The organism is Pelomonas sp. V22 (genome assembly GCF_030014915.1).
Lineage (GTDB): Bacteria > Pseudomonadota > Gammaproteobacteria > Burkholderiales > Burkholderiaceae_C > JAUASW01.
In genome coordinates this window covers 286,787-307,373 of record NZ_JAGIXS010000005.1, presented here as the reverse complement: position 1 = coordinate 307,373, position 20,587 = coordinate 286,787, and the positions used below count along the sequence as shown (strand labels likewise).

Sequence of the window (20,587 nt, the reverse complement as noted above, 5' to 3'; positions counted from 1 at the left end):
GTACCCTGGGGCAAGCCATGCCCTGCTGCACAATCGGCGCCACATTCTGGGAAAGCCTGTTCATGACCCTCCTGAAGAAAATCTGGTCGCCGATCAGCTGGTTGCTTGGCAAGTTCTGGTGGCTGCTGGACGGCTCGCGTCGCGCCTTCATCAACCTGCTGTGGCTGCTGCTACTCATCGTGCTGTTCAGCGCCCTGTTTCGCAGCGGCCCCAAGCCCTTGCAGCAGAAGACCACCCTGGTGCTGAGCCTGCGCGGCCCGCTGGTCGAGCAGTACTCGGGCTCGGCCCGCTCGCAGGCCCTCGCCGAGCTGCAAGGCCAGAAGGCCGCCAAGCAGACGAGGCTGCGCGACGTGCTGGCCGTGCTGGACGGCGCCGCCAAGGACCCGCAGATCACCGCCGTGCTGCTGGACCTGGATGAATTCAGCGGCGCCGGCATGGCCGGCCTGCACGAGGTCAGCAGCGCGCTGCAACGCTTCAAGAAGGCCAGCAGCGGCAAGAAGGTCTATGCCTATGGCGACCACTACAGCCAGCGCGCCTACCTGCTGGCTGCGCAAGCCGACGAGATCTACATGCACCCGATGGGCAATGTGATGATCGAAGGCTTCGGTGGCTACCGCACCTACTACAAGGACGCCTTCGAGCGCCTCGGCGTATCGGCCAATGTGCTGCGCGTGGGCACCTACAAGAGCGCGGCCGAACCCTACTTCACCAATGCCCCCAGCAAGGCCACGCAGGAGGCCGACAGCCTGCTGTACGGCGCGCTGTGGACCAGCTACACGGACCAGGTCGAGGCGGCCCGCAAGCTCGAGAAGGGCGCCATCGCCCGCGACATCGAGCAGCTGCCCGAGCAACTCGCCGCCGTGAAGGGCGATACCGGCCAGCTTGCGCTCAAGCAGAAGCTGGTCGACGGCCTCAAGACCCGCGACGAGATGCGTGCCCTCTTGGTCGAGCGCGGCGCCAAGGAAGGCGCTAGCTTCCGCCGCATCGCCTATGGCGACTACCTGGCCCACCTGAAGCACAAGCCGCCGTTCGGCCCGGCCGTGGGCGTGGTGGTGGCCGAGGGCTCCATCGTCGATGGCGAGACGCAAGCCGGCCGCGTGGGCGGCGACTCGACCGCCCAGCTGATTCGCCAGGCGCGCGAGAACGAGCAGGTCAAGGCCATCGTGCTGCGCGTCAACTCGCCAGGCGGCAGCGCCTTCGCTTCCGAGATCGTGCGCCGCGAACTCGAGATCACGCGCAAGGCTGGCAAGCCGGTGGTGATCTCCATGGGCGACGTGGCGGCCTCGGGCGGCTACTGGATCTCCATGAGCTCGGACAAGGTGATCGCCGATGCCGACACCATCACCGGCTCCATCGGCGTGTTCGGCATGCTGCCCACGGCCGACAAGCTCGTCGAGAAGCTCTCGCTGCACAGCGCCGGCACCACCACCACCTGGCTCAAAGGCAGCTACGACCCGATGCGGCCGCTGGACCCGCGCTTCGCCTCGCTGGTCCAGTCCTCCATCGGCCACATCTACGACGACTTCACCGCCAAGGCCGCGGCCGCGCGCAAGAAGAAGGTCGAGGAGATCGATGCCGTGGCGCAAGGCCGTGTCTGGACGGGCGCGCAGGCGCTGGAGCGCGGCCTGATCGACCAACTCGGCAGCTATGCCGACGCGATCCAGGCCGCCGCCCAGCTGGCCAAGCTGGAAGGCGAGCCGCGCCTCATCTACATCGAGCGCGAGCCGGGCAAGCTCGACAAGCTGCTGGCCTCGTTCGCGGATGCCGTGGCGCCGTCCATCTCGAATGCCATCCGCGAGCAGCTGGGCTTCACGGCCGCCGTGCCCACGCCGCTGCAGCAGGTCCAGCAGGACCTCGCCTGGCTCTCCGAAGTCAGCGAAGGCCGCAAGCCCTTCACAGGCGTGGTGCACTGCCTCTGCGCCCTGCCTTGATCGCCCCTCAACGGAGCCCACGATGAAGACGAAGATGACGATGCTGGCCGGTGCCCTGTGCGCCTCGGCCTTCGCGATGGCCGGCGCCGAGCCCTATCCGGCCACGCCGCGCCTGCCGGTGCAGGACACGTACCACGGCACCACCATCACCGACGACTACCGCTGGCTGGAAGACTTCGGCAAGCCCGAGGTCAAGGCCTGGGTGGCGGCGCAGAACAAGCTGAGCCGCGCCGCACTGGATGCCGTGCCCGGCCGTGCAGCCGTGGAAGAGCGGGTGCGTGGACTCCTGAACTCGCGCTCCAGCATGTACTACGGCCTGCAACGCGCCGGCGGGAAGTGGTTCGCGATCAAGCAGCAGCCGCCCAAGCAGCAGTCGCTGCTGGTGATGCTGGATTCGCCCGACGCGCTTGCCAGCGAGAAGGTGGTGCTGGACCCGAATGAGCGTGCCGCCGACGGCTCGCTGGCCATCGACTTCTACGTCCCCTCGCCCGATGGCAAGCGCGTGGCCGTGTCGCTGTCCGAGAAGGGCAGCGAAGACGGCTCCATCCACCTGATCGAGGCCGCCAGCGGCCAGCAGGTCGACGTGGTGATCCCGCGCGTGCAGTACCCGACCGGCGGTGGCTCGGTAGCCTGGAGCGCCGACGGCAAGAGCCTGTTCTACACGCGCTACCCGGCACCGGGTGAACGTGCGGCGAGCGAGCTGCATTTCCATCAGCAGGTCTGGCAGCACCGGCTGGGGCAGCCGCTGAAGGCCGACCGCTATGTGATCGGCAAGGAGTTCCCGCGCATCGGCGCCACGGTGCTGAGCGTGGCCAGGAGCGGCGAGCAGCTGGCCATGGTGGCCAATGGCGACGGCGGCGAGCATGCCTTCTACCTGCACGGCAAGCAGGGCGGTTGGCAGCGCCTGGCCGCCTACGAGGACAACATCAAGAAGGCCGAGTTCGGCAACGACGGCTGGCTCTACCTGCTGTCGAACAAGGACGCACCGCGCGGCAAGATCCTTCGCATTCCCCTCGCCAAGCCGCAGCTGAAGAACGCCCAGCTGCTGGTGCCGGAAACCGAGGGCGTGCTGCAGCACATGGAGATCAACGGCGGCAAGCTGTTCGTCTCGGCCTTGCTCGGCGGGCCCTCCAAGCTCAGCGTGGTCGACCTGAAGACGCTGGCCATGAAGGACATCGCGCTGCCGCCGGTCAGCAGCGTGAGCGGCCTGCAGGGCGGCGCCGACGGCGAGGTGCTGGCCCTCTTGCAGAGCTACACCGAGCCGCCGGCCTGGTGGCGCCTGCAGAGCGAAGGCCAGCCCGTGAAGACCGCGCTGGCCAGCCGCAGCCCGGTGGACTTCAGCGACGTGGAGGTGAAGCGCGAGTTCGCCACCTCCAAGGACGGCACCCAGGTGCCGCTGAACATCATCCACCGCAAGGGCCTCAAGCTGGACGGCAGCAACCCGACCATCCTCAACGGCTACGGCGGCTACAACATCAGCCAGACACCGGGCTTCTCGATCACGCGCAAGCTCTGGCTGGAGCGCGGTGGCGTCTACGTGATCGCCAACCTGCGTGGCGGCGGCGAGTACGGCGAGGCCTGGCACCTGGCCGGCAACCTGACCAAGAAGCAGAACGTGTTCGACGATTTCATCGCCGCGGCCGAGCACGTGATCGCACGCGGCTACAGCTCGCCGGCGAAGCTCGCCATCCAGGGCGGCAGCAATGGCGGCCTCTTGATGGGCGCGGCGCTGACGCAGCGGCCCGAGCTGTTCCGCGCGGTCCATGCCTCGGTCGGCATCTACGACATGATGCGCATCGAGCTGGACCCCAACGGTGCCTTCAACGTCACCGAGTTCGGCACGGTCAAGGACAAGGCGCAGTTCGAGGCGCTGTATGCCTATTCGCCCTTCCATCGCGTGAAGGATGGCACCGCCTACCCGGCCGTGCTGTTCACCACCGGCGACCATGACGGCCGCGTCAACCCGGCGCAGTCGCGCAAGATGACGGCCCGCCTGCAGGCTGCCAACCCGGCCGGCCAGCCCATCCTGCTGCGCACCAGCAGCGCCAGCGGCCATGGCATGGGCTCCTCGCTGGACGAGACCATCAAGCTGCAGACGGACACCTTCAGCTTCCTCTTGCAGCAGCTGGGCATGGCCCAGCCCTGAGCCGGGTCGGGCCGCTACAATGCGGCCCACAGCGCCGATTTGTTCCGGATTGCGGGCGCTATAGAAATTCCGCTAAACAGGAACGCCACCCGGTGTTCCGTCTTGTCAGCGGCACCGGTTTTTCTTTTTTCGGAAGGCGTGAATCCATGACCCCGCAAAGCGTCGGCTTCGTCCAGCCGCAGCGCATGCAGTTCGAAGAGCCCCTGCGACTGCGCAGCGGCGCGCAGCTCGGCCCTTACGAGCTGCACTACGAAACCTACGGCCGGCTCAACGCCGACCGCAGCAATGCCATCCTCGTCTGCCACGCCTTGAATGCCAGCCACCATGTGGCGGGCGTCTACGAAGGCCAGGACAAGAGCGAAGGCTGGTGGGACAACCTGATCGGGCCCGGCAAGCCGCTGGACACCAACCAGTTCTTCGTCATCGGGATCAACAACCTCGGCTCCTGCTTCGGCTCGACCGGCCCGATGCACCAGAACCCGGCCACCGGCCGCGCCTATGGCGCCGACTTCCCGGTGGTGACGGTGCATGACTGGGTCGATGCACAGGCCCGTGTGCTGGACCGGCTGGGCATCACGCAGCTGGCTGCGGTCCTGGGTGGATCGCTCGGCGGCATGCAGGCGCTGGACTGGTCGCTGCGCTACCCCGAGCGCATGCGCCACTGCATCGCCATCGCCACCGCACCCAGCCTCTCGGCCCAGAACATCGCGTTCAACGAGGTGGCGCGGCGCGCCATCATCACCGACCCCGACTTCCATGACGGCCATTACTACGAGCACGGCGTCGTGCCCAAGCGAGGCCTGCGCGTGGCGCGGATGATCGGCCACATCACCTACCTCAGCGACGACGTGATGGAACAGAAGTTCGGCCGCCAGATGCGTGCGGCAGAACTCGGCTATTCCACGCAAGACATCGAGTTCCAGATCGAAAGCTATCTGCGCCACCAGGGTGACAAGTTCAGCGAGTATTTCGACGCCAACACCTACCTCCTGATCACCCGCGCGCTGGACTATTTCGACCCGGCCCGCGAGCACGGTGGCGACCTCTCGCGCACCTTCGCTGCCGCGCGCTGCAAGTACCTGCTGGCCAGCTTCAGCACCGACTGGCGCTTCTCGCCGGCACGCTCACGCGAGATCGTGAAGGCCCTGCTCGACAACAAGCTCGACGTCTCCTACGCCGAGATCGATGCACCGCACGGCCACGATGCCTTCCTCCTGGAGGACCCGCGTTATCACGGCGTGCTCAGGGCCTATTTCCAACGCATCGCGGGAGAGCTGGCATGAGCGCCGTGCAAGTGATGGAACAGATCGCGGCGCTGGTGCCCCAGGGCTCGCGCGTGCTTGACCTCGGCTGCGGCACCGGCGAGCTGCTGGCCTATCTGCAGAAGCATCGCGGCTGCACCGGCTATGGCGTGGAGCTGAACGACGCCAACCTGCTGGAATGCGTGAAGCGCGGCGTCAACGCGATCCAACTGAACCTGGAAGAAGGCCTGTCGATCTTCGAGGACCAGAGCTTTGACGTGGTCCTGCAACTGGAGACGCTGCAGCACCTGCGCAATACCGAGGCCATGCTGCGCGAGACCGCGCGCGTGGGCCGCAGCGGCATCGTCAGCTTCCCCAATTTCGCCCATTGGCCCAACCGCCTGCAGGTCCTGCTCGGCCGCATGCCAGTGACGCGCGTGCTGCCCTACCAGTGGTACGACACGCCCAACATCCGCGTCGGTACCTATGCCGACTTCGAGGTGCTGGCCGGCAAATGCGGGCTGCGGGTGCTGGACAGCTTCGGCATCCAGGAGGGTCGTGCGGTTCGCACGCTGCCGAACCTGATGTCCAGCATGGCCGTCTTCAAGTTCGACCGCGGCTGAAACGACGGGCCGCCTCCCACGCGGCCAGCCTGCTCAGCTTTCAAAGCGCCCCAGCCTCACCATCGTGTTTCCCGGCTTGCCATGCTGGGTCGAGGGCATGACCAGCACCGTGCGGTCATGGCGGGTGCGGAACACGGTCGCGCCATCCTGCGCGAAGGCCGTGCCGGCCTGCTCGATGACCTGGAGGCCCCGCACCGGGAACAGGAAGTGGAAGTCGCTGCTCAGCGCCACCACGGCCTCGTCCACCCGCACCAGGTGCTGGACCTCGGGCAGCGGCAAGCGCAATCGCGCTGCGGCCCAGGCCTCGCTGACCACGCCGGTGAGGCGCAGAAAGCGCACGACGCTGTCGATGGCCACCTCGGCCGACGAAGCCTCCCAATGCTGGCCGCATTCGATCAGGAGCGCATTCTTCTCGCTCGCCGGATCGCCGAAGCCGCCCCGGTCGCGCATGCGCAGGCCGGACGGGTGGCCGGTGTCGATCAGCAAATCGCCCGGCATGCCGAGCTCGCGAGCAAAGGACGCGCCCTTGTCGAGCAGGCCGCAGACCATCAAGGGCCGGCAGGCGTCCTGCATGGAATGGATGTCGAGCAGCCAGTCGGCCGCATCGACAAACGGCTGGAGCTGGCGCGCCCGGCGCAGCTCCACCGAATCGCGGGGGCCGAGCAGCTGGGCGTCGTCCCAGACGCGGTTCAGGTCTTCGTCGACGCAACGAGACAGGTTCGGATAGGCCGCGTCAAAACGCTGGTAGGCCGCCACATTGGCGAAGCTCAGGAGCAGCCTGCCTGTAGCCGGGGTCAGATCTTGCGCCGAGTGCTGGCCGAGCAGCCAGTCCAGCGCGATGGCACCGCACAACTCATTGCCATGAGTCAGGGCCTGCACCATCACCGTCTTGCCGGGCCGGCCCGAGTCGAAGACATGGACGTAGTCCACGCCACTGTGGCTCTCGCGCCAGCGGGAGATATCGGGCGGGCTCAGTTCGATCGGACTTTCGCTAGCGGACATGACTTCCTCAATGACGGACGGCCTCGGCAGTGGCCTGCTTGACCCAATTCAACGACTGCTCGCGCACCCATGACTGGTCAGCCTCACCCTCATAGCCACTGTAGGCTGCAAAGTAGACCACCTTGTTCTTCAGGACGAGCGTTGTCATTCCAATCACCATGGGCACCTGGGTCGACTTGCCTCCAGCCTCAGCCTGGAAGACCGTGAGTATCGTGAACCCTATCCGGTCAGCTTGATCGAGAAAAAACTCCTGTGGGCGAACTTCTCCGACACGCATCTTCAGATCGGGCACCCCCAGTCCTGGCCCGAGCTCACTGGTCGCCTTGTCCATCTGCTTTTCAATGCCTGGCCGGGCCAGCTTGAGCATGTCATCGAACTGGTCGCGCAACACCTTCCGCACGGACTGGAACATGGGGGCACTGACCTCGGTACGCTCAGCTTGACGCAGCGTCTGGACCATGAAATAGCGCCGCAACGGCTTCAGCTGCCCAGCCCTGACAAGATCGATATCGTCTTCAGCGACAAAAAAAGCCAAGAGGCGATTGGTCGGTGCCGTCATCGCTTCACCTATGCGAAGCAGACCCGGCAATTGGGAATCGACCGTAGCGAACCCCTGTGGCACCGGCAAGTAAAGGGCTGTGGAGCCTATCCTTGCATCAACGGCCCCTGGGCGGGTCTGCGCAGCTGCCGCAAGCGGCATGACCAGGAAGGCCAGCGTAAGCAAGCCAGCAAGGCGGGCGCGTAGTTGATTCAGCATCAGGAAACTTGCAGTTGGTTGCCGGCTGCCGGACGGCAAGGCCGCGCAGCCGGACTGTAATTGCTTCAGCGCGCCGTCGCCGGCGGCAGCTGCAAGGCCAGCAAGTCGCGCAGCACCAGCTTGATGCTGTCGCGGATGGCGGCCTCGTTGGCCAGGCGCAGGCGCTCGACCGGCAGCAGCTTGTCGCCGATCTCGACGGTGGCGGCGTTGCGCACCGTGCGCTGGTAGACCGTCGCCTTGCTGCTGCGCTCGACCAGGGTGTAGCTGATGCCCAGCCGCACCGTGGTGTCCAGCGAGACGAGGGGCTGGTCCAGGTCGGTCAGCTTGATGTCGAGCTGGTAGCGGCCGGCCTCGCGCACCAGCGGGAACATGCCCACCGCCCGCAACGAATCCTCGAAGGCCTGCTCCAGCGCCTGGCTGCTGACCTTGGAACCCCACCAGCGGTTGGTGGCCTGGCCGCCGGTGACCGGGCCGAGCGCCACGTTCTGGCGCAGCGCATCGGGCACCCAGGCGCGCATCTGCAGCGCATCGGCCGGGCTCAAGCCCATGGAGAGCGATTCGGACGGCGTGCCACAGCCCGCCATCAGGCCCGCCGCCAGCGCCGCGAGCATCGAGGCCACGATGATCCTGCCTGTCTTCGCCATCATCATTCCACCCTTGCTTGTTCAGAGCCGCCGGTGCTGCAGCGCCGGCAGTTGCTGGCGCACGGCCGCCAGCCGCGCCAGGTCCAGCTCGGCCTGCACCAGGCCTTCGCCCTCGGGCAGCACATCCAGCACCTCGCCCCAGGGGTCGACGATCATGCTGTGGCCCCAGGTGCGCCGGCCATTTTCATGCCGGCCGCCTTGCGCCGAAGCGAGGACAAAGGCCTGCATTTCGACCGCTCGCGCCCGCAAGAGCAGCTCCCAGTGCTTCTCGCCCGTGGTGTAGGTGAAGGCCGCCGGCACCGCGAACAGCGCGCAGGGCGGCTGGCCCGGTGCAAAGCTCAGGGCCCGGTAGAGCTCGGCAAAGCGCAGGTCGTAGCAGATCGACAGGCCCACGCGCACGGGTCCGGCCTGCACGGCCACCGGCTCGCTGCCGGCCTCCAGCACGCGGCCTTCGTCGTACTGCTCGCTGCCGGTCTGGAAGCGGAACAAATGGATCTTGTCGTAGCGCGCCGCGAGCATGCCCTCGGGGCTGTAGACCAGGCAGCTGTTGCGCACGCGGGCCGGATCGGCCGTGCGCAAGGGCAGGGTGCCGCCTATCAGCCACAGGCCCAGCTCGCGGGCCGTGTCGGCCAGCATGCGCTGGATGGGCGCGGCGGGGTCCTGGTAGGTTTCGGCGATGCGCAGCTTGTCGTCATCCTGCTTGCCCATCAGGCAGAAGTACTCCGGCAGCAGGGCCAGCTCGGCGCCGGCAGCCGCAGCGCGCTCCAGCCACAGGCGGGCGCTGGCCAGGTTGCGGTCCACGTCGGGCGTGGAGACCATCTGCACGGCGGCGATCTTCATGGCGAGGCTCCGGAGGCGGCTGAGCTGGCGGCGGGGGCGGCGGGTTTGAGCTCGACCTTCTCGACCTTGGGATCGTCCCAGTTGCCCGAGACCAGGAACTCGCGCGTGCCGGCTTCCATCATCGGCCGGCGCAGTATCAGCTGGGCCAGGAAGGTGGCCAGGCCCACGGCCGGGTTGATGGCCGCATAGGCCAGCGAGGCGCCGCCGGCATTGACCTCGGGCATCACCAGCACGCGCAGGTTCTGGGTCTCGGCCGCCAGATCGGCCTCGCCCTCGATGGCCACGATGGCCTGCACGCCGCGCATGCGCAGGTTCTTGCTGTGGGCCACGCCCCGGCGGATGTCGATATCGCCCTCGACGCCATCGAAGGCAAAGCCTTCCTGGAACACGTCGCGGAAGTCGAGCAGGAAGCGGCGCGGCAGCGACTGCAGGCTCAGCACGCCGAGCAAGCGGCCCACACCCGGCTCGGCCTGCAGGAACTGACCGGCATCGAGGTGCAGCTTGAGCTGGCCCGACATGCTCGCGTAGTCCGGGCTCAACGGCGAACCGAGCCAGCCGATCTGGCCGGCGAGCTGGCCCTTGCCGCCGCGCAGCAGCCTGCCGTGGCCCAGCTTCTCGAGCAGTTGGCCGGCATCGCTAACGTCCAGTTTCCAGTCCATCTGCGCGCGGCGCTGCGGCTCGCCGGGCAGCAGCGCCCAGGTGCCGGTGGCGCTGAGCAAGGCGTCGGGATGGCGGATCTGCAAACGGTCCAGCTTCCATTCGCGGCTCGGGCCCTGGTGCTGGGCCTGCACCTCGAGGCGGCCAAGCTTCTTGCCGCGCAGCTCGAAGTCGTCGACCACGATGTCCAGCGCCGGCACGCTGCTGGGCGCCTGGTCGAGCAGCTGGCTGACGCTGTCGACCTCGCTCTTGGGCAGCGAGAGCCGCGCCAGCCGCGCATAGACGGTGCCGGGCTGCGGCGCGCGGGCCGGCCGCAGCTCCACGTAGCCGCTGAGCTGCTGGGCATCGAGCGTGGCCCGCCAGGTCTGCTTGTCCGCCGCCAGCGAGACACCGGCCATCACCCGATTCAAGGGCCGGCCCGCCACCTGCAGCGCTTGGGCGCGCAGGCTGATGTTGGCGGGCAGATAACCGCCGCCATCGCCGCCGGCATCACCGGACTGCAGGTTGAACAAGCGCTGGGCCGTCTGGCTCCAGGCATCGAGGTTGACCGTGGCCAGGTTGGCCGTGGCGCGCACGCCGGTCTCGGGCAGCTCGGCGAGGCTGTCCTGCACCGCCAGGCTGCCGCGCAGCACGCGCGCGCCCTCGCCGCTGACGTCGCGCTGGTAATGGGCCTGCAGGAGCGTCTGGCCGAGTTCGACACGCAGCTCGTCGCGCTTGGCGTCGATCATGCTGATGCGCAGCACGAGCGGCCATGGCGCCTCGGCCTCCTTCTTGAAGGGCGCCGGCAGCTCGGCCGCCATGCCTTGCAGCGAGCTGGTGAGGTCCAGCTCCACATGGCCTTGCACCAGGCCCAGCTGCAGCTTGTACGCCGCCTGCCCTTGCAAGGCGGGCGCCAGCTTGGCCGCCAGGCCCAGCTCGGGCGCGCGTCGCAAGCCCTCGGCCGTGGCCAGGCCCTGGGCCGTGAAACGCAGACTGCCATCGCCCTGACTGCCACCTTCAAACGTGGCCTCGCCACCGGCCACGCGGGCCGCGCCATTGCCGATCTGTACACCCTTGTGGTCGAAGTCCACGCGCGCGCGGGCATTGGCCAGCAGCGGCACGTCGGGGCGCAGCTTGAGGTCGTTGCCCGCCAGCAGGACCTGGCCCTTGACCGTGCTGTGGGCGATGTCGGCCAGCGGCAGCTGCAGCGCCAGCTTGAGCTGGGCGCTGCCGGTGGCGGTGGCTGCATCGAGGCCATGGCCGGTCCAGCCCGACACCGGGCTGGCGCGCAGATACGCCAGCAGCGCGTCTGCCGCGCCGCGGCCGCCGCCTTCGAGCTCCAGCACCGGCTTGTGGTGCATCAGGTCCTTGATGCCGCCGTTGACGCCGCTGAGCTCGAAGCCCATCACCCGCGTGCTGCCGTTCTTGATCTGAAGGCTGCCCCGGTCGATCACGACCTGGGCATTGAGCTGCTCCATCACCGGCCAGGGCGAGTTGTAGGCCGGCGCCTCGGCGGTGGCGGCGTGGCTGGGCACATAGGCCAGCTCGACGTCGCGCGCCTCGGCGCTGATGCGGAACTGGCCCTGGCTCTTGGGCGCGTCGAAGGGGAACTCGGCCAGGTCGCCGTTGAGCCGCACGCTGACGGCGCGCGCCTCGCCGGCCCGCAGTGCATCGCGCAGGTAGCGACGGGTGTGTGAGTCCAGCACCTGCGGCAGGTAGCGGGCCACGCGGGAAGCCGGGGCGCGGTCCACCTTGCCGGTGAGCTTCAGGAGGCCGGGGAAGCGCCCTCCCTTGCCCACGCCGGTGCCGGGGCCGCTGCGCCAGTGCAACTCGAAGTCACCCTGCAGGTCGCTGTTCGCCAGCTGCAGGTTCGTGAGCTTGAAGTCCAGCTGCGGCGGCAGGCCGTCCTTGCGCGGCTCGATCTGCCAGGCCAGCAGGCCGGCCAGACGCTGCACCGGCAGCACCGGCTCTTCATAGAGGCCAGGCAGGTCGATCTCGCCTTCGGCCATCTTGAAGCGCGCCTCACCGCCCTTCTCGCTGGCCTCGATCTGGGCGCTGACGCCGCTGATGCCGGGCCGGCCTATGCCGGTCTCGGCTGCATGGCTGCGCAGGATCAGGCCCTCGACCTGGGCCCGCGCCTTGTAGCTGCGCGGCGCGGCCACGGCGCCCTGCCAGCTGAGGCTCAGCTCGCTGAGCACGCCCTGCGGTGCCAGCTCGGCCAGCCATTCGCGCTGCGCGCTGGACAGCGGGGCACGCTCGGCGATCTGGGCCATCAGGGCGAAGTCCAGGCGGTCGGCGCTGAGCGCGCCGCCCGTGAGCTTGCTGGCATCGACGCTGAGGCCGAGACCACCGGGCTGCTGCAGCGTCACCGACCAGTCGGAGCGCGGCCAGGCCAGACCGTCATCGGCCACGAAGCCCAGCTGCTGGGCCGACAGCGTGACCGTGTCGCCGCCCCGGGCCAGGCTGAGCCGGCCTTCGATTCTCTCCAGCTCCAGCTCCGGCGCATCGCTGGCCAGGCGCAGCTGCACCTGGCGCAGGCCCATGTCCACCGTGGCGCGTTCGGCCTGGCCGGCCTTGATGTCGATCCAGGCCCGCAGCGCGCCATCGCCGGCGCTCAGCTCGAAGGGCAGGCTGACGTAGCGGCGCAGCTGGCTGACGTCGGCACGCGGCAGATCCGCATAGAGCTGGCCGGTCCAGTGCTTCAGGCTGCCGGCGCCATGCAGCAGCGACTGGTTGAAGCGGCCCCGCAGGCTGAAGCGCTCGCCCCATTCTGCCGGCGGCGTGGCGTCGAGGCGCAGCTCATGGCGGCGCAGGCCGTTGCGCACGACCAGGTTCAGGTCGGAGAGCTGCAGCGGCGCCGCCTGGCGGGCTTCGTCCACCCAGCGCAACCGACCCTTGAGGATGACGAACTCATGCTGCGAGAAAAACCAGTCGGCCAGGTCGCTGCCGGCCTCGGCGCGCTCGTCGGGCTGCAGGTCGAAGCCGGCCACGAAGATCCGGCCTTGCGCGTCGCGGCGCACCTCCATCTCGGGGCTGTCGACCAGCAATTGCTCGAAGCGCGGCGACAGTGCCAGGAAGGAGCGGGCCGACAGCGCCGCCACCACCCGCGGCAGGCGCAAGACCTCGCGCTGGCGCTTGTCCAAGAGGCGCAGGTCGTGCAGTTCCAGCGCCGGAATCCAGCCGCCGGAGCGGACTTCGATCTGGGCGATGCGCACGTCCGCGCCCAGGATGTGCGAGGCTTGGCGTTCTATCGCCGGACGCCAGTCGTCGATGTACGGCAAAATTGCCCAGTGCAGCAGCAACCAGCTCAGCAGAACCAGTCCCCAGGCCAGCATCAGCAGGCGCAGGGCCCAGCGCAGAGTCCACCGCATCAAACGGTAGGGGCGCAGGGCGGCTTTCTTGGCGGCAGCGGAGAGGGTTGCTGGTACAGACGACATGAGAGAGGGCTCGCCCTGGAGCCGCGACCTGCTCCGGCATCGCCGGGCCACCGCCAGGCTTGTTGCCGAAGCGCGAGCACCCAGGAGCGCAGCCAATCTAGCACAGCGCAGACCATCCAATGACCGAGGCTTCCCCCGTCGCCATCCTCCCGGCCAGTGCCGATCACAGCCGCTTCGTGCAGCGGATTCGCCGCCGCTATGCCGCCGAGCTGCCCCTGCTGCCGCCCGGCCTGCCCGGCCGGACCGAAATCGAAGCCCTGGTCGCCGCACTGCAAACGGGTGGCCGGACCCTGGCCTCGGCCCTGCGTGTGGCCCGCCACCTGGTGCTGGAGCGCCTGGCCGTGCTGGACATCGAGCAGGGCGCCGCCGTCAAGGACGTCACCGAGGTGATGACCCTGCTGGCCGAGACCACGCTGTGCCTGGCGCTGGAGCAGGCGCGGCGCGAGCAGGATGCGGTCAATGGCGTGCCCCGCAATGAAGCCGGCGAGCGCATCGAGTTCTGGGTCGTCGGCATGGGCAAGCTGGGCGGGCGCGAGCTGAACGTCTCGTCCGACATCGACCTGATCTACGTCTACGACGACGACGGCCAGACCGACGGCCCCGCCTCCATCAGCGCCCACGAGTACTTTGCCCTGCTGGCGCGCAAGCTCTATGCGCTGATCGGCGAGGTCACTGAGGACGGCCAGGTCTTCCGCGTTGACCTGGCGCTGCGGCCCAATGGCAACTCGGGCCCGCCGGTGGTGAGCCTCGCGATGCTGGAAGAGTATTTCCTCGTCCAGGGCCGCGAATGGGAGCGCTTTGCCTGGCTGAAGAGCCGCGTGGTGGCGCCGCTGGATGCGCCCGCCCTGCAGCGCGCCCAGTATCTGCGCCAACTGGTGACGCCCTTCGTCTACCGCCGCTACCTGGACTACGGCGTGTTCGAGGGCCTGAGGCAACTGCACCGCAAGGTGCGCGACGAGGCCCAGAAGCGCGCCGCCGGCCGGCCCGAGCGGGCCAATGACGTGAAGCTCTCGCGCGGCGGCATCCGCGAGATCGAGTTCATCGTCCAGCTCTTGCAGGTGGTGCGCGGCGGCCAGTTCCCCGAGATCCGCACCCGCTCCACCGTCAAGGCGCTGCGCAGCCTGGCGGCTCGCGGCCTGATGAAGCCGGCCACGGCCGAGGGCCTGGCCGAGGGCTACCGCTTCCTGCGCCAGGTCGAGCACCGCATCCAGTTCCTCGATGACCAGCAGACCCATGCCCTGCCCGGCAGCGACGAGGACCTGGCCTGGATCGCCCGCAGCCTGAAGCTTGCCTGCCGCGCCGATGCCTGCGAGCTGCTGGACCGGCTCTGCGAGGTGCGCGAGCTGGTGGCCACCGAGTTCGATGCCCTGCTGCACGACGGCCAGGCGCCGCAGACGAGCGGCAGCGGCAACGGCTGCAAGAGCTGTGGCGGCCCGCCGCTGCCCATCGATACCGAGGAGTTCCTGGAGAAGCTGCAGCCCGAGTTGGCCGACAGCGTGCGCCGCTGGGCCAAACAGCCGCGCGTGCAGAACCTGCGCGAGGAGTCGCGGCTGCGCCTGGCCAAGCTGGTCGGCCGTGCCTCGTTGGCGGTCAAGGAAGGCAAGAGCACCCTGGATGCGGCGATCCGCTTCGTCGACTGGATCGAGCCGCTGCTCAGGCGCGAGAGCTACCTGGCCCTGCTGGTCGAGCGCCCGGCGGTCCAGGCCCGTTTGCTCTCGCTGCTGGGCCTGGCGCGCTGGCCGATGCGCTACCTGATGCTGCATCCCGGCGTGATCGACGAACTGGCCGACAACCGCCTGATGAACCAGCGCTTCGACGGCGCCGCCTTCGTCGCCGAGCTGGAAGAGCGCCATGCCGCCTGGGCCCGCCACGGCGAGGCCGACGAGGAAGCGCTGCTCGACACGCTGCGCCGCTCCCACCATGCCGAGGTGTTCCGCACCCTGGTGCGCGACGTGGAGGGCCAGATCACGGTCGAGGAAGTGGCCGACGAGCTCTCTGCGCTGGCCGACGCCACCTTGCAATGCGCGATCAACTGGGCCTGGGCTCGCTTGAAGCAGGCGCACCGCCCCGCGCCACGGCTCGCGGTCATTGCCTACGGCAAGCTCGGTGGCAAGGAGCTGGGCTATGGCGGCGACCTGGACGTGGTCTTCCTGTTCGACGACGAAGACGAGAACGCGCCCGAGATCTACGGCGCCTTCGTGCGCAAGCTGATCACCTGGCTGACCCTACGCACGGCGGCCGGCGAGCTGTTCGACATCGACACGGCGCTGCGGCCCAACGGCAATTCGGGCTTGCTGGTCACGTCCGTCAACAGCTTCGAGAACTATCAGCAGGGCCGCGGCGGCAACACCGCCTGGACCTGGGAGCATCAGGCCATCACACGGGCGCGCTTCTGCGCCGGCGACCCGGCCCTGGCCGAACGCTTCGAGGCTGTGCGCCGCGCCGTGCTGACCGCCCCGCGCGACCATGCGGCGCTGAAGCAGGAAGTCCAGGCCATGCGCGAGAAGGTGCGCTCGGCCCGGCCGGTGCGCGCCGGCCTGTTCGACGTCAAGCACAGCCCCGGCGGCATGATGGACGCCGAGTTCGCCCTGCAGTACCTGGTGCTGGCCGAAGGCGGCCAGCATGCCGAACTGCTCGACAACAAGGGCGCCATCGCGCTCTTGCAGCGCGCCGAGGAAGCCGGCCTCTTGCCGGCCGGCGTGGGCAGCGCGGCGGCCGATGCCTACCGCGAACTGCGACGCGCCCAGCACAAGGCGCGGCTGGATGAGCAGCCCACGCAGGTGGACGAAGCTCTGCTGCAAGAGAAGGGCCTGGCCCCGCCACGCGAGGCGGTGCTGGCGCTGTGGCGCGCAGTCTTCGGCTGAGCGCCTGGCCGCTGCTGGCCGGGCTGTTCGGCCTCGCCGCAGCGGCCCTGTTTCCGCTTCACCTCGAGCCCGCGGTGATCTCGCCGCTGGCCGCCCTGGTCCATCTGAACGAACGCCATCTGCTCGCCAACCTGGCCGGCTGCGCCGTGCTCGGCTGGCTGGGCCACCGGGCCGGCATGGGCTGGCCGCAGGCGCTGGCCTGGCTGCTGGCCTGGCCACTTGGCCAACTCGCCCTGCTCGCAGGGCCGCCGCTGACGCACTTTGGCGGGCTCTCCGGCTGGCTGCATGCGGGCAGCGCCCTCATCATCGTGAGCCTCTTGATGCGCGGAGGCCGTGAGCGCTCGATAGGCACGGCCCTGCTCGCTGGCTTGCTCGTCAAGCTGGCGCTGGAACAGCCCTTCGCGCCACCACGCTTCGATCCGGACTGGGGCTTTGCGCCGGCCCCCTTTGCCCACCTCGCCGGCAGCGTGATCGGGGCCGGCCTGGCCTTGGCCGCGCGATACTGGCCGCTTCGAAGTTCAAGGAGACAAGACCCATGATCACGCTGTGCGGCATGTCGCTGTCCAACTACTACAACAAGGTCAAGCTGGTGCTGCTGGAAAAGGGCCTCCCCTTCCAGGAAGAACTGGTCAAGACCTTCTCCAATGATCCTGAGGTGCTGGCCGCCTCGCCGCTGGCCAAGATCCCCTTCATCCGCCTGGCCGACGGCCGCACGCTGTGCGAGAGCGAGGTGATCTGCGAATACCTGGAGGCCTTGCAACCCACCCCGGCCCTGCTGCCGACTGACCCCTTTGAGGCGGCCAAGGTGCGCGAGCTCATCACCTTCGTGGAACTGCACCTGGAACTGGTGGCGCGCGAGCTCTACGGCCAGGCCTTCTTCGGCGGCAGCTGCAGCGAGAGCAACCAGCAGCGCGTGCGCAAGCAGCTCACCAAGAACATCGAGGCCTTCAAGCGCCTGGCCAAGTTCTCGCCCTACATCGCCGGCGACCACTACACGATGGCCGACTGCGCCGCCTGGGCCAGCCTGTCCGTCGTGGGCATGGCCACCAAGGCCGTGCTGGGCGAGGACCTGCTGCTCGCCGCCGGCATCGACTGGAAGACCTACACCCGCTTCATCGCCGAACGCCCGGCCGTGCAGCGCGTAGTGGCCGACCGCAAGGCGGATGCCGAGAAAGCTGCGGCCGCCAAGGGCTGAACCCGGTTGCCACCAGGCCCGGAAGGCTAGCGCCAAGGGCGCTTGACGGCCTGTCCGTCGATTTCTGCAGTCTGTCGCGCCTCGTTTGGGCGCCGGGAGGGTCGGAGATATGGTGTGCTACATCAGCAACACACCGGCCACAGGCCCAGTTCGATATGCAGACCTGGAACCAAACCGCCCCGATCTACCAGCAGCTCGCCGACCGCCTGGCCGTGCAGCTGCTGGATGGAGATCCCTCCGAAGGTGAAGCCATGCCTTCGGTCCGCGCCCTGGCAAGCCGCTATCTGATCAATCCGCTGACGGTCAGCCGCGCCATCCAGGCCCTGTCTGACATGGGCCTCGTGGAGACGCGGCGCGGCATGGGCATCTATGTCCGCCCCGGCGCCCGCGCAGCACTGCTGAAGAGCGAGCGCGAGCAGTTTCTTCAGGAAGAATGGCCCGCCCTGCGAGAGCGCCTGGCCCGGCTGGGCATCTCGGCCACCGATCTGAACTGGGAGTCGCAACAATGAACGACAACAACAACCTGATCGAAGCCAGCGGCTTCTCGCTGCGCTACGGCCGCAAGACCGCGGTAGACAACCTGAGCTTCCACATTCCCAAGGGCCGCGTGGTCGGCCTGCTGGGCCACAACGGCGCCGGCAAGACCTCGCTGATGAAGGCCATGGTCGGCCTGCATGGCGGCTCCGGCTCGCTGAAGGTGCTGGGCCTGGACCCGATCTCGCAGCGCGGCGAGCTGCTGGAGTCGCTGAGCTACATCCCCGACGTGGCCGTGCTGCCGCGCTGGGCCCGCGTGCATGAGCTGATCACGCTGATGAGCGGCCTGCAGCCCAAGTTCTCGGCCGAGCGGGCGCGCAAGCTGCTCAAGCGCACCAGCGTCGGCGAGAACGACAAGGTCAAGGCGCTCTCCAAGGGCATGGTCACGCAACTGCACCTGGCCCTGATCGCCGCCATCGACAGCAAGCTGATGATCCTGGACGAGCCCACGCTCGGCCTCGACGTGATGTCTCGCAAGAGCTTCTACGAGATGCTGATCGACGAGTGGTGCGACGGCGAGCGCACGGTGATCATCTCGACCCATCAGGTCGAGGAGATCGAGTCCCTGCTGTCCGACGTGATGATGCTGGACGAGGGCAAGCTGGTGCTGAACATCAGCCTGGAGGAGATGGACTCGCGCTTCGTCGCCCTGGCGCACGACCCGGCAGCCGCCGATGCGGTGGCCGACGCCCACCCGCTCTTGCGCTACCGCCAGCAAGGGCGCCCGGCCGCGCTGTTCGACGGTGCACCGCCGGCCCATCTCGAGGGCGTGGGGCAGCGCTTCCGCCCCAGCCTGGTGGACCTGTTCATGGCCCTCACCCGCAAGCCCGAGATGCAGCGCCAGCAGGCCTGATACCCAGCGCGCAAGGAGCAAACAATCATGACGACGACAAAACGTTTCACGACCCTGATGCAGCGCGAATGGATGCAGCATCGCATCGGCTGGATGGTGGTGATGGCCCTGCTGCCCGCGATCACGCTGGTGGCCATGCCCTTCCAGGGTTCGGCCGAACTCGGCAATGCCAAGCTGCCGCCGGCCTCGCTGCTGGCCCTGATGATCATGGGCGGCACCGCCGCCGCCGTGTTCGGGCTCAGCTGGTTCGTGGCCATGTTCCAGTTGCCTGGCCTCGCCCGCCGCGATCAGCAGGACCGCACGATCGAATTCTGGATGTCTCTTCCGGCCAGCCACAGCGAGAGCGTGGCCGCCACGCTGCTGACGCATGCCGTGCTGGTGCCGATTGCGGCGCTGGCGGTCGGCCTGGGCTTCGGTCTGATCGTGGGCCTGGCCTCGATGTTCAAGCTGATCGGCGTGGCCGCACTGAGCCAGGTGAGCTGGATCACCGTGATCGGCACCGCGCTGGTGGGCGTGCTGAGAATGGCTTTCGGTGTGCTCTTGATGACGCTGTGGACGGCGCCGATGTTCATGATCCTGATGGCGGCCTCGGCCTGGCTCAAGCGCTGGGGCGTGCCGGCCGTGATCGGCGCCCTGGTCATCGGCGGCAATGTGCTGGACAAGGTCTACGGCATCCGCATCGTCGGCGACCTGCTGAAGGCCCAGTTCCAAGGCGCCGGTCACGCGCTGTTCAATGCCAGCAACACCTTTGAAGGCCGCACGATGAAGAGCCCGGACGAGGTGGGCGACTTCCTCAACAACCTGGCCACCTGGGCCCTGCAAGACGCCGGGGCGGCCGTGCAGCAGCTGGCATCACCGCACCTGATCGGTGGCCTGCTGGTGGCGGCCGGCTGCTTCTACCTGGTGATACTGGCCCGCAAGCGCTCGACCTGAAGCGAGCCCACCCATGCAAAGAGCCCGCACAAGCGGGCTCTTTTTGCTTTCAGCGGTCGGGGATGCCGATCAGGCTGCCGGCTGCGCTGCCGCGCCGGTAGCGGCGGCCACCTTGGCCGTCACCTCCTTGCGGAAGCGGTTCAGTTCCTGGACGCTGGCAAAGCTGCGCTCCATCAAGAGGCTCATGTTGTGCAGGATGCGTTCGACCACCTTGTTCTCCCACACGGCGTCGAACTGGATCTGCTTGTCCAGCCAGTGCTCCAGCCATTCCGGGTCGGGCAGGCGGCTCTGGATGGTGTCACGCGGGAACAGCTTGGCGTTCACATGCAGGTTGGTCGGGTGCAGGGCCTGGGCCGTGCGGCGGGCACTGGCCATCAGCACGCCGACCTTGGCGAAGGCGGCACGGGCCTCGTCGCCAAACTTGCTCATCGCGCGCTTCATGTAGCGCAGATAGGCACCGCCATGGCGGGCTTCGTCGCGGGCCAGGGTCTCGTAGATCGCCTTGATGACCGGCTCGGTGTGCCATTCGGCAGCACGGCGGTACCAGTGGTTCAGGCGGATCTCGCCGCAGAAATGCAGCATCAGCGTCTCGAGGGCCGGGGCCGGGTCGAAGTCGAAACGGATCTCGTGCAGTTCCTGCTCGGTCGGCACCAGGTCGGGACGGAAGCGGCGCAGGTATTCCATCAGCACCAGCGAGTGCTTCTGCTCCTCGAAGAACCAGACGCTCATGAAGGCCGAGAAATCGGAATCGTCACGGTTGTCACGCAGGAACATCTCGGTGGCCGGCAGCGCCGCCCACTCGGTGATGGCGTTCATCTTGATCGTGCGGGCCTGGTCTTCGGTCAGCAGGGCCGGATCGAACTTGTCCCATGGGATGTCCGTATCCATGTTCCAACGCACGGCTTCCAACTGCTTGAATAGTTCTGGGTAAAGCATGGTCTCCATCCTTAG

Annotated in this window: 16 protein-coding genes and 1 riboswitch; of the genes, 10 read left to right on the top strand and 6 right to left on the bottom strand. The window is 68.0% G+C overall.

From position 1 onward, the window contains the following. Positions 1 to 62: 62 nt before the first annotated feature. The 4 genes from sppA (at position 63) to metW (ending at position 5,941) form a co-directional block, all read left to right on the top strand. Positions 63 to 1,931 (top strand): signal peptide peptidase SppA, encoded by a 1,869-nt coding sequence (gene sppA, locus J7U46_RS17430; RefSeq protein WP_282828100.1) that lies wholly within the window; start codon positions 63 to 65, stop codon positions 1,929 to 1,931. A 22-nt stretch (positions 1,932 to 1,953) separates the two neighbouring features. Next, positions 1,954 to 4,077, top strand: coding sequence for a prolyl oligopeptidase family serine peptidase (locus J7U46_RS17425; RefSeq protein ID WP_282828098.1), 2,124 nt, complete (start codon positions 1,954 to 1,956; stop codon positions 4,075 to 4,077). Between the two features lie 21 nt (positions 4,078 to 4,098). Further along, a riboswitch (SAM riboswitch) is annotated at positions 4,099 to 4,174 on the top strand. A 49-nt stretch (positions 4,175 to 4,223) separates the two neighbouring features. After that, positions 4,224 to 5,360, top strand: coding sequence for a homoserine O-acetyltransferase (locus J7U46_RS17420; protein WP_282828096.1), 1,137 nt, complete (start codon positions 4,224 to 4,226; stop codon positions 5,358 to 5,360). Beyond that, positions 5,357 to 5,941: a methionine biosynthesis protein MetW gene (gene metW / locus J7U46_RS17415; RefSeq protein ID WP_282828095.1), complete on the top strand. Its 585-nt coding sequence runs from the start codon at positions 5,357 to 5,359 to the stop codon at positions 5,939 to 5,941. The genes J7U46_RS17420 and metW overlap by 4 nt, the downstream gene beginning before the upstream one ends. A 33-nt stretch (positions 5,942 to 5,974) precedes the next feature. On the opposite strand, the gene J7U46_RS17410 is transcribed toward metW, so the two are convergent. The 5 genes from J7U46_RS17410 to J7U46_RS17390 all read right to left on the bottom strand — a co-directional run bounded on the left by J7U46_RS17410 (position 5,975) and on the right by J7U46_RS17390 (position 13,257). Continuing rightward, complete coding sequence (locus J7U46_RS17410; protein WP_282828093.1) at positions 5,975 to 6,943, bottom strand: succinylglutamate desuccinylase/aspartoacylase family protein; 969 nt, start codon at positions 6,941 to 6,943, stop codon at positions 5,975 to 5,977. Between the two features lie 7 nt (positions 6,944 to 6,950). Further along, on the bottom strand, positions 6,951 to 7,700 hold the full coding sequence (locus J7U46_RS17405) for a hypothetical protein (protein ID WP_282828091.1): 750 nt from the start codon (positions 7,698 to 7,700) through the stop codon (positions 6,951 to 6,953). A 65-nt stretch (positions 7,701 to 7,765) separates the two neighbouring features. Beyond that, on the bottom strand, positions 7,766 to 8,347 hold the full coding sequence (locus J7U46_RS17400) for a hypothetical protein (protein ID WP_282828089.1): 582 nt from the start codon (positions 8,345 to 8,347) through the stop codon (positions 7,766 to 7,768). Between the two features lie 18 nt (positions 8,348 to 8,365). Beyond that, entirely contained in the window at positions 8,366 to 9,184 is an 819-nt protein-coding gene (locus J7U46_RS17395) for a carbon-nitrogen hydrolase family protein (RefSeq protein ID WP_282828087.1), read from the bottom strand. Continuing rightward, the gene (locus J7U46_RS17390; protein ID WP_282828085.1) at positions 9,181 to 13,257 is read right to left on the bottom strand and encodes a YhdP family protein; all 4,077 of its coding nucleotides are present in this window, start codon (positions 13,255 to 13,257) and stop codon (positions 9,181 to 9,183) included. The genes J7U46_RS17395 and J7U46_RS17390 overlap by 4 nt, the downstream gene beginning before the upstream one ends. A gap of 119 nt (positions 13,258 to 13,376) precedes the next feature. On the opposite strand from J7U46_RS17390, the gene glnE reads away from it, so the two are divergent. The 6 genes from glnE to J7U46_RS17360 all read left to right on the top strand — a co-directional run bounded on the left by glnE (position 13,377) and on the right by J7U46_RS17360 (position 19,636). After that, positions 13,377 to 16,121, top strand: coding sequence for a bifunctional [glutamate--ammonia ligase]-adenylyl-L-tyrosine phosphorylase/[glutamate--ammonia-ligase] adenylyltransferase (gene glnE, locus J7U46_RS17385; RefSeq protein WP_282828083.1), 2,745 nt, complete (start codon positions 13,377 to 13,379; stop codon positions 16,119 to 16,121). Then, on the top strand, positions 16,100 to 16,660 hold the full coding sequence (locus J7U46_RS17380; protein WP_282828081.1) for a hypothetical protein: 561 nt from the start codon (positions 16,100 to 16,102) through the stop codon (positions 16,658 to 16,660). The genes glnE and J7U46_RS17380 overlap by 22 nt, the downstream gene beginning before the upstream one ends. Continuing rightward, entirely contained in the window at positions 16,657 to 17,316 is a 660-nt protein-coding gene (locus J7U46_RS17375) for a glutathione S-transferase (protein ID WP_282828079.1), read from the top strand. Before J7U46_RS17380 ends, J7U46_RS17375 begins: the two co-directional genes overlap by 4 nt. 155 nt (positions 17,317 to 17,471) lie before the next feature. Then, positions 17,472 to 17,825, top strand: a complete 354-nt coding sequence (locus J7U46_RS17370) for a GntR family transcriptional regulator (protein WP_282828077.1) — start codon at positions 17,472 to 17,474, stop codon at positions 17,823 to 17,825. Next, entirely contained in the window at positions 17,822 to 18,703 is an 882-nt protein-coding gene (locus J7U46_RS17365) for an ABC transporter ATP-binding protein (protein ID WP_282828075.1), read from the top strand. Before J7U46_RS17370 ends, J7U46_RS17365 begins: the two co-directional genes overlap by 4 nt. A 27-nt stretch (positions 18,704 to 18,730) precedes the next feature. Continuing rightward, positions 18,731 to 19,636 carry a hypothetical protein gene (locus J7U46_RS17360; RefSeq protein WP_282828073.1) on the top strand — a complete coding sequence of 302 codons (906 nt, stop codon included), beginning with the start codon at positions 18,731 to 18,733 and terminating at the stop codon, positions 19,634 to 19,636. A gap of 69 nt (positions 19,637 to 19,705) precedes the next feature. Here the strand turns inward: J7U46_RS17360 and J7U46_RS17355 are convergent, their stop codons facing one another. After that, entirely contained in the window at positions 19,706 to 20,572 is an 867-nt protein-coding gene (locus J7U46_RS17355) for a ferritin-like domain-containing protein (RefSeq protein ID WP_282828071.1), read from the bottom strand. Positions 20,573 to 20,587: the final 15 nt, after the last annotated feature.

What these genes read in the sequence shown, in the direction of transcription:
- sppA (WP_282828100.1), top strand. Translation starts at nt 63, where the DNA reads ATGACCCTCCTGAAGAAAATCTGGTCGCCGATCAGCTGGTTGCTTGGC.
- J7U46_RS17425 (WP_282828098.1), top strand. Translation starts at nt 1,954, where the DNA reads ATGAAGACGAAGATGACGATGCTGGCCGGTGCCCTGTGCGCCTCGGCC.
- J7U46_RS17420 (WP_282828096.1), top strand. Translation starts at nt 4,224, where the DNA reads ATGACCCCGCAAAGCGTCGGCTTCGTCCAGCCGCAGCGCATGCAGTTC.
- metW (WP_282828095.1), top strand. Translation starts at nt 5,357, where the DNA reads ATGAGCGCCGTGCAAGTGATGGAACAGATCGCGGCGCTGGTGCCCCAG.
- J7U46_RS17410 (WP_282828093.1), bottom strand. Translation starts at nt 6,943, where the DNA reads ATGTCCGCTAGCGAAAGTCCGATCGAACTGAGCCCGCCCGATATCTCC.
- J7U46_RS17405 (WP_282828091.1), bottom strand. Translation starts at nt 7,700, where the DNA reads ATGCTGAATCAACTACGCGCCCGCCTTGCTGGCTTGCTTACGCTGGCC.
- J7U46_RS17400 (WP_282828089.1), bottom strand. Translation starts at nt 8,347, where the DNA reads ATGATGGCGAAGACAGGCAGGATCATCGTGGCCTCGATGCTCGCGGCG.
- J7U46_RS17395 (WP_282828087.1), bottom strand. Translation starts at nt 9,184, where the DNA reads ATGAAGATCGCCGCCGTGCAGATGGTCTCCACGCCCGACGTGGACCGC.
- J7U46_RS17390 (WP_282828085.1), bottom strand. Translation starts at nt 13,257, where the DNA reads ATGTCGTCTGTACCAGCAACCCTCTCCGCTGCCGCCAAGAAAGCCGCC.
- glnE (WP_282828083.1), top strand. Translation starts at nt 13,377, where the DNA reads ATGACCGAGGCTTCCCCCGTCGCCATCCTCCCGGCCAGTGCCGATCAC.
- J7U46_RS17375 (WP_282828079.1), top strand. Translation starts at nt 16,657, where the DNA reads ATGATCACGCTGTGCGGCATGTCGCTGTCCAACTACTACAACAAGGTC.
- J7U46_RS17370 (WP_282828077.1), top strand. Translation starts at nt 17,472, where the DNA reads ATGCAGACCTGGAACCAAACCGCCCCGATCTACCAGCAGCTCGCCGAC.
- J7U46_RS17365 (WP_282828075.1), top strand. Translation starts at nt 17,822, where the DNA reads ATGAACGACAACAACAACCTGATCGAAGCCAGCGGCTTCTCGCTGCGC.
- J7U46_RS17360 (WP_282828073.1), top strand. Translation starts at nt 18,731, where the DNA reads ATGACGACGACAAAACGTTTCACGACCCTGATGCAGCGCGAATGGATG.
- J7U46_RS17355 (WP_282828071.1), bottom strand. Translation starts at nt 20,572, where the DNA reads ATGCTTTACCCAGAACTATTCAAGCAGTTGGAAGCCGTGCGTTGGAAC.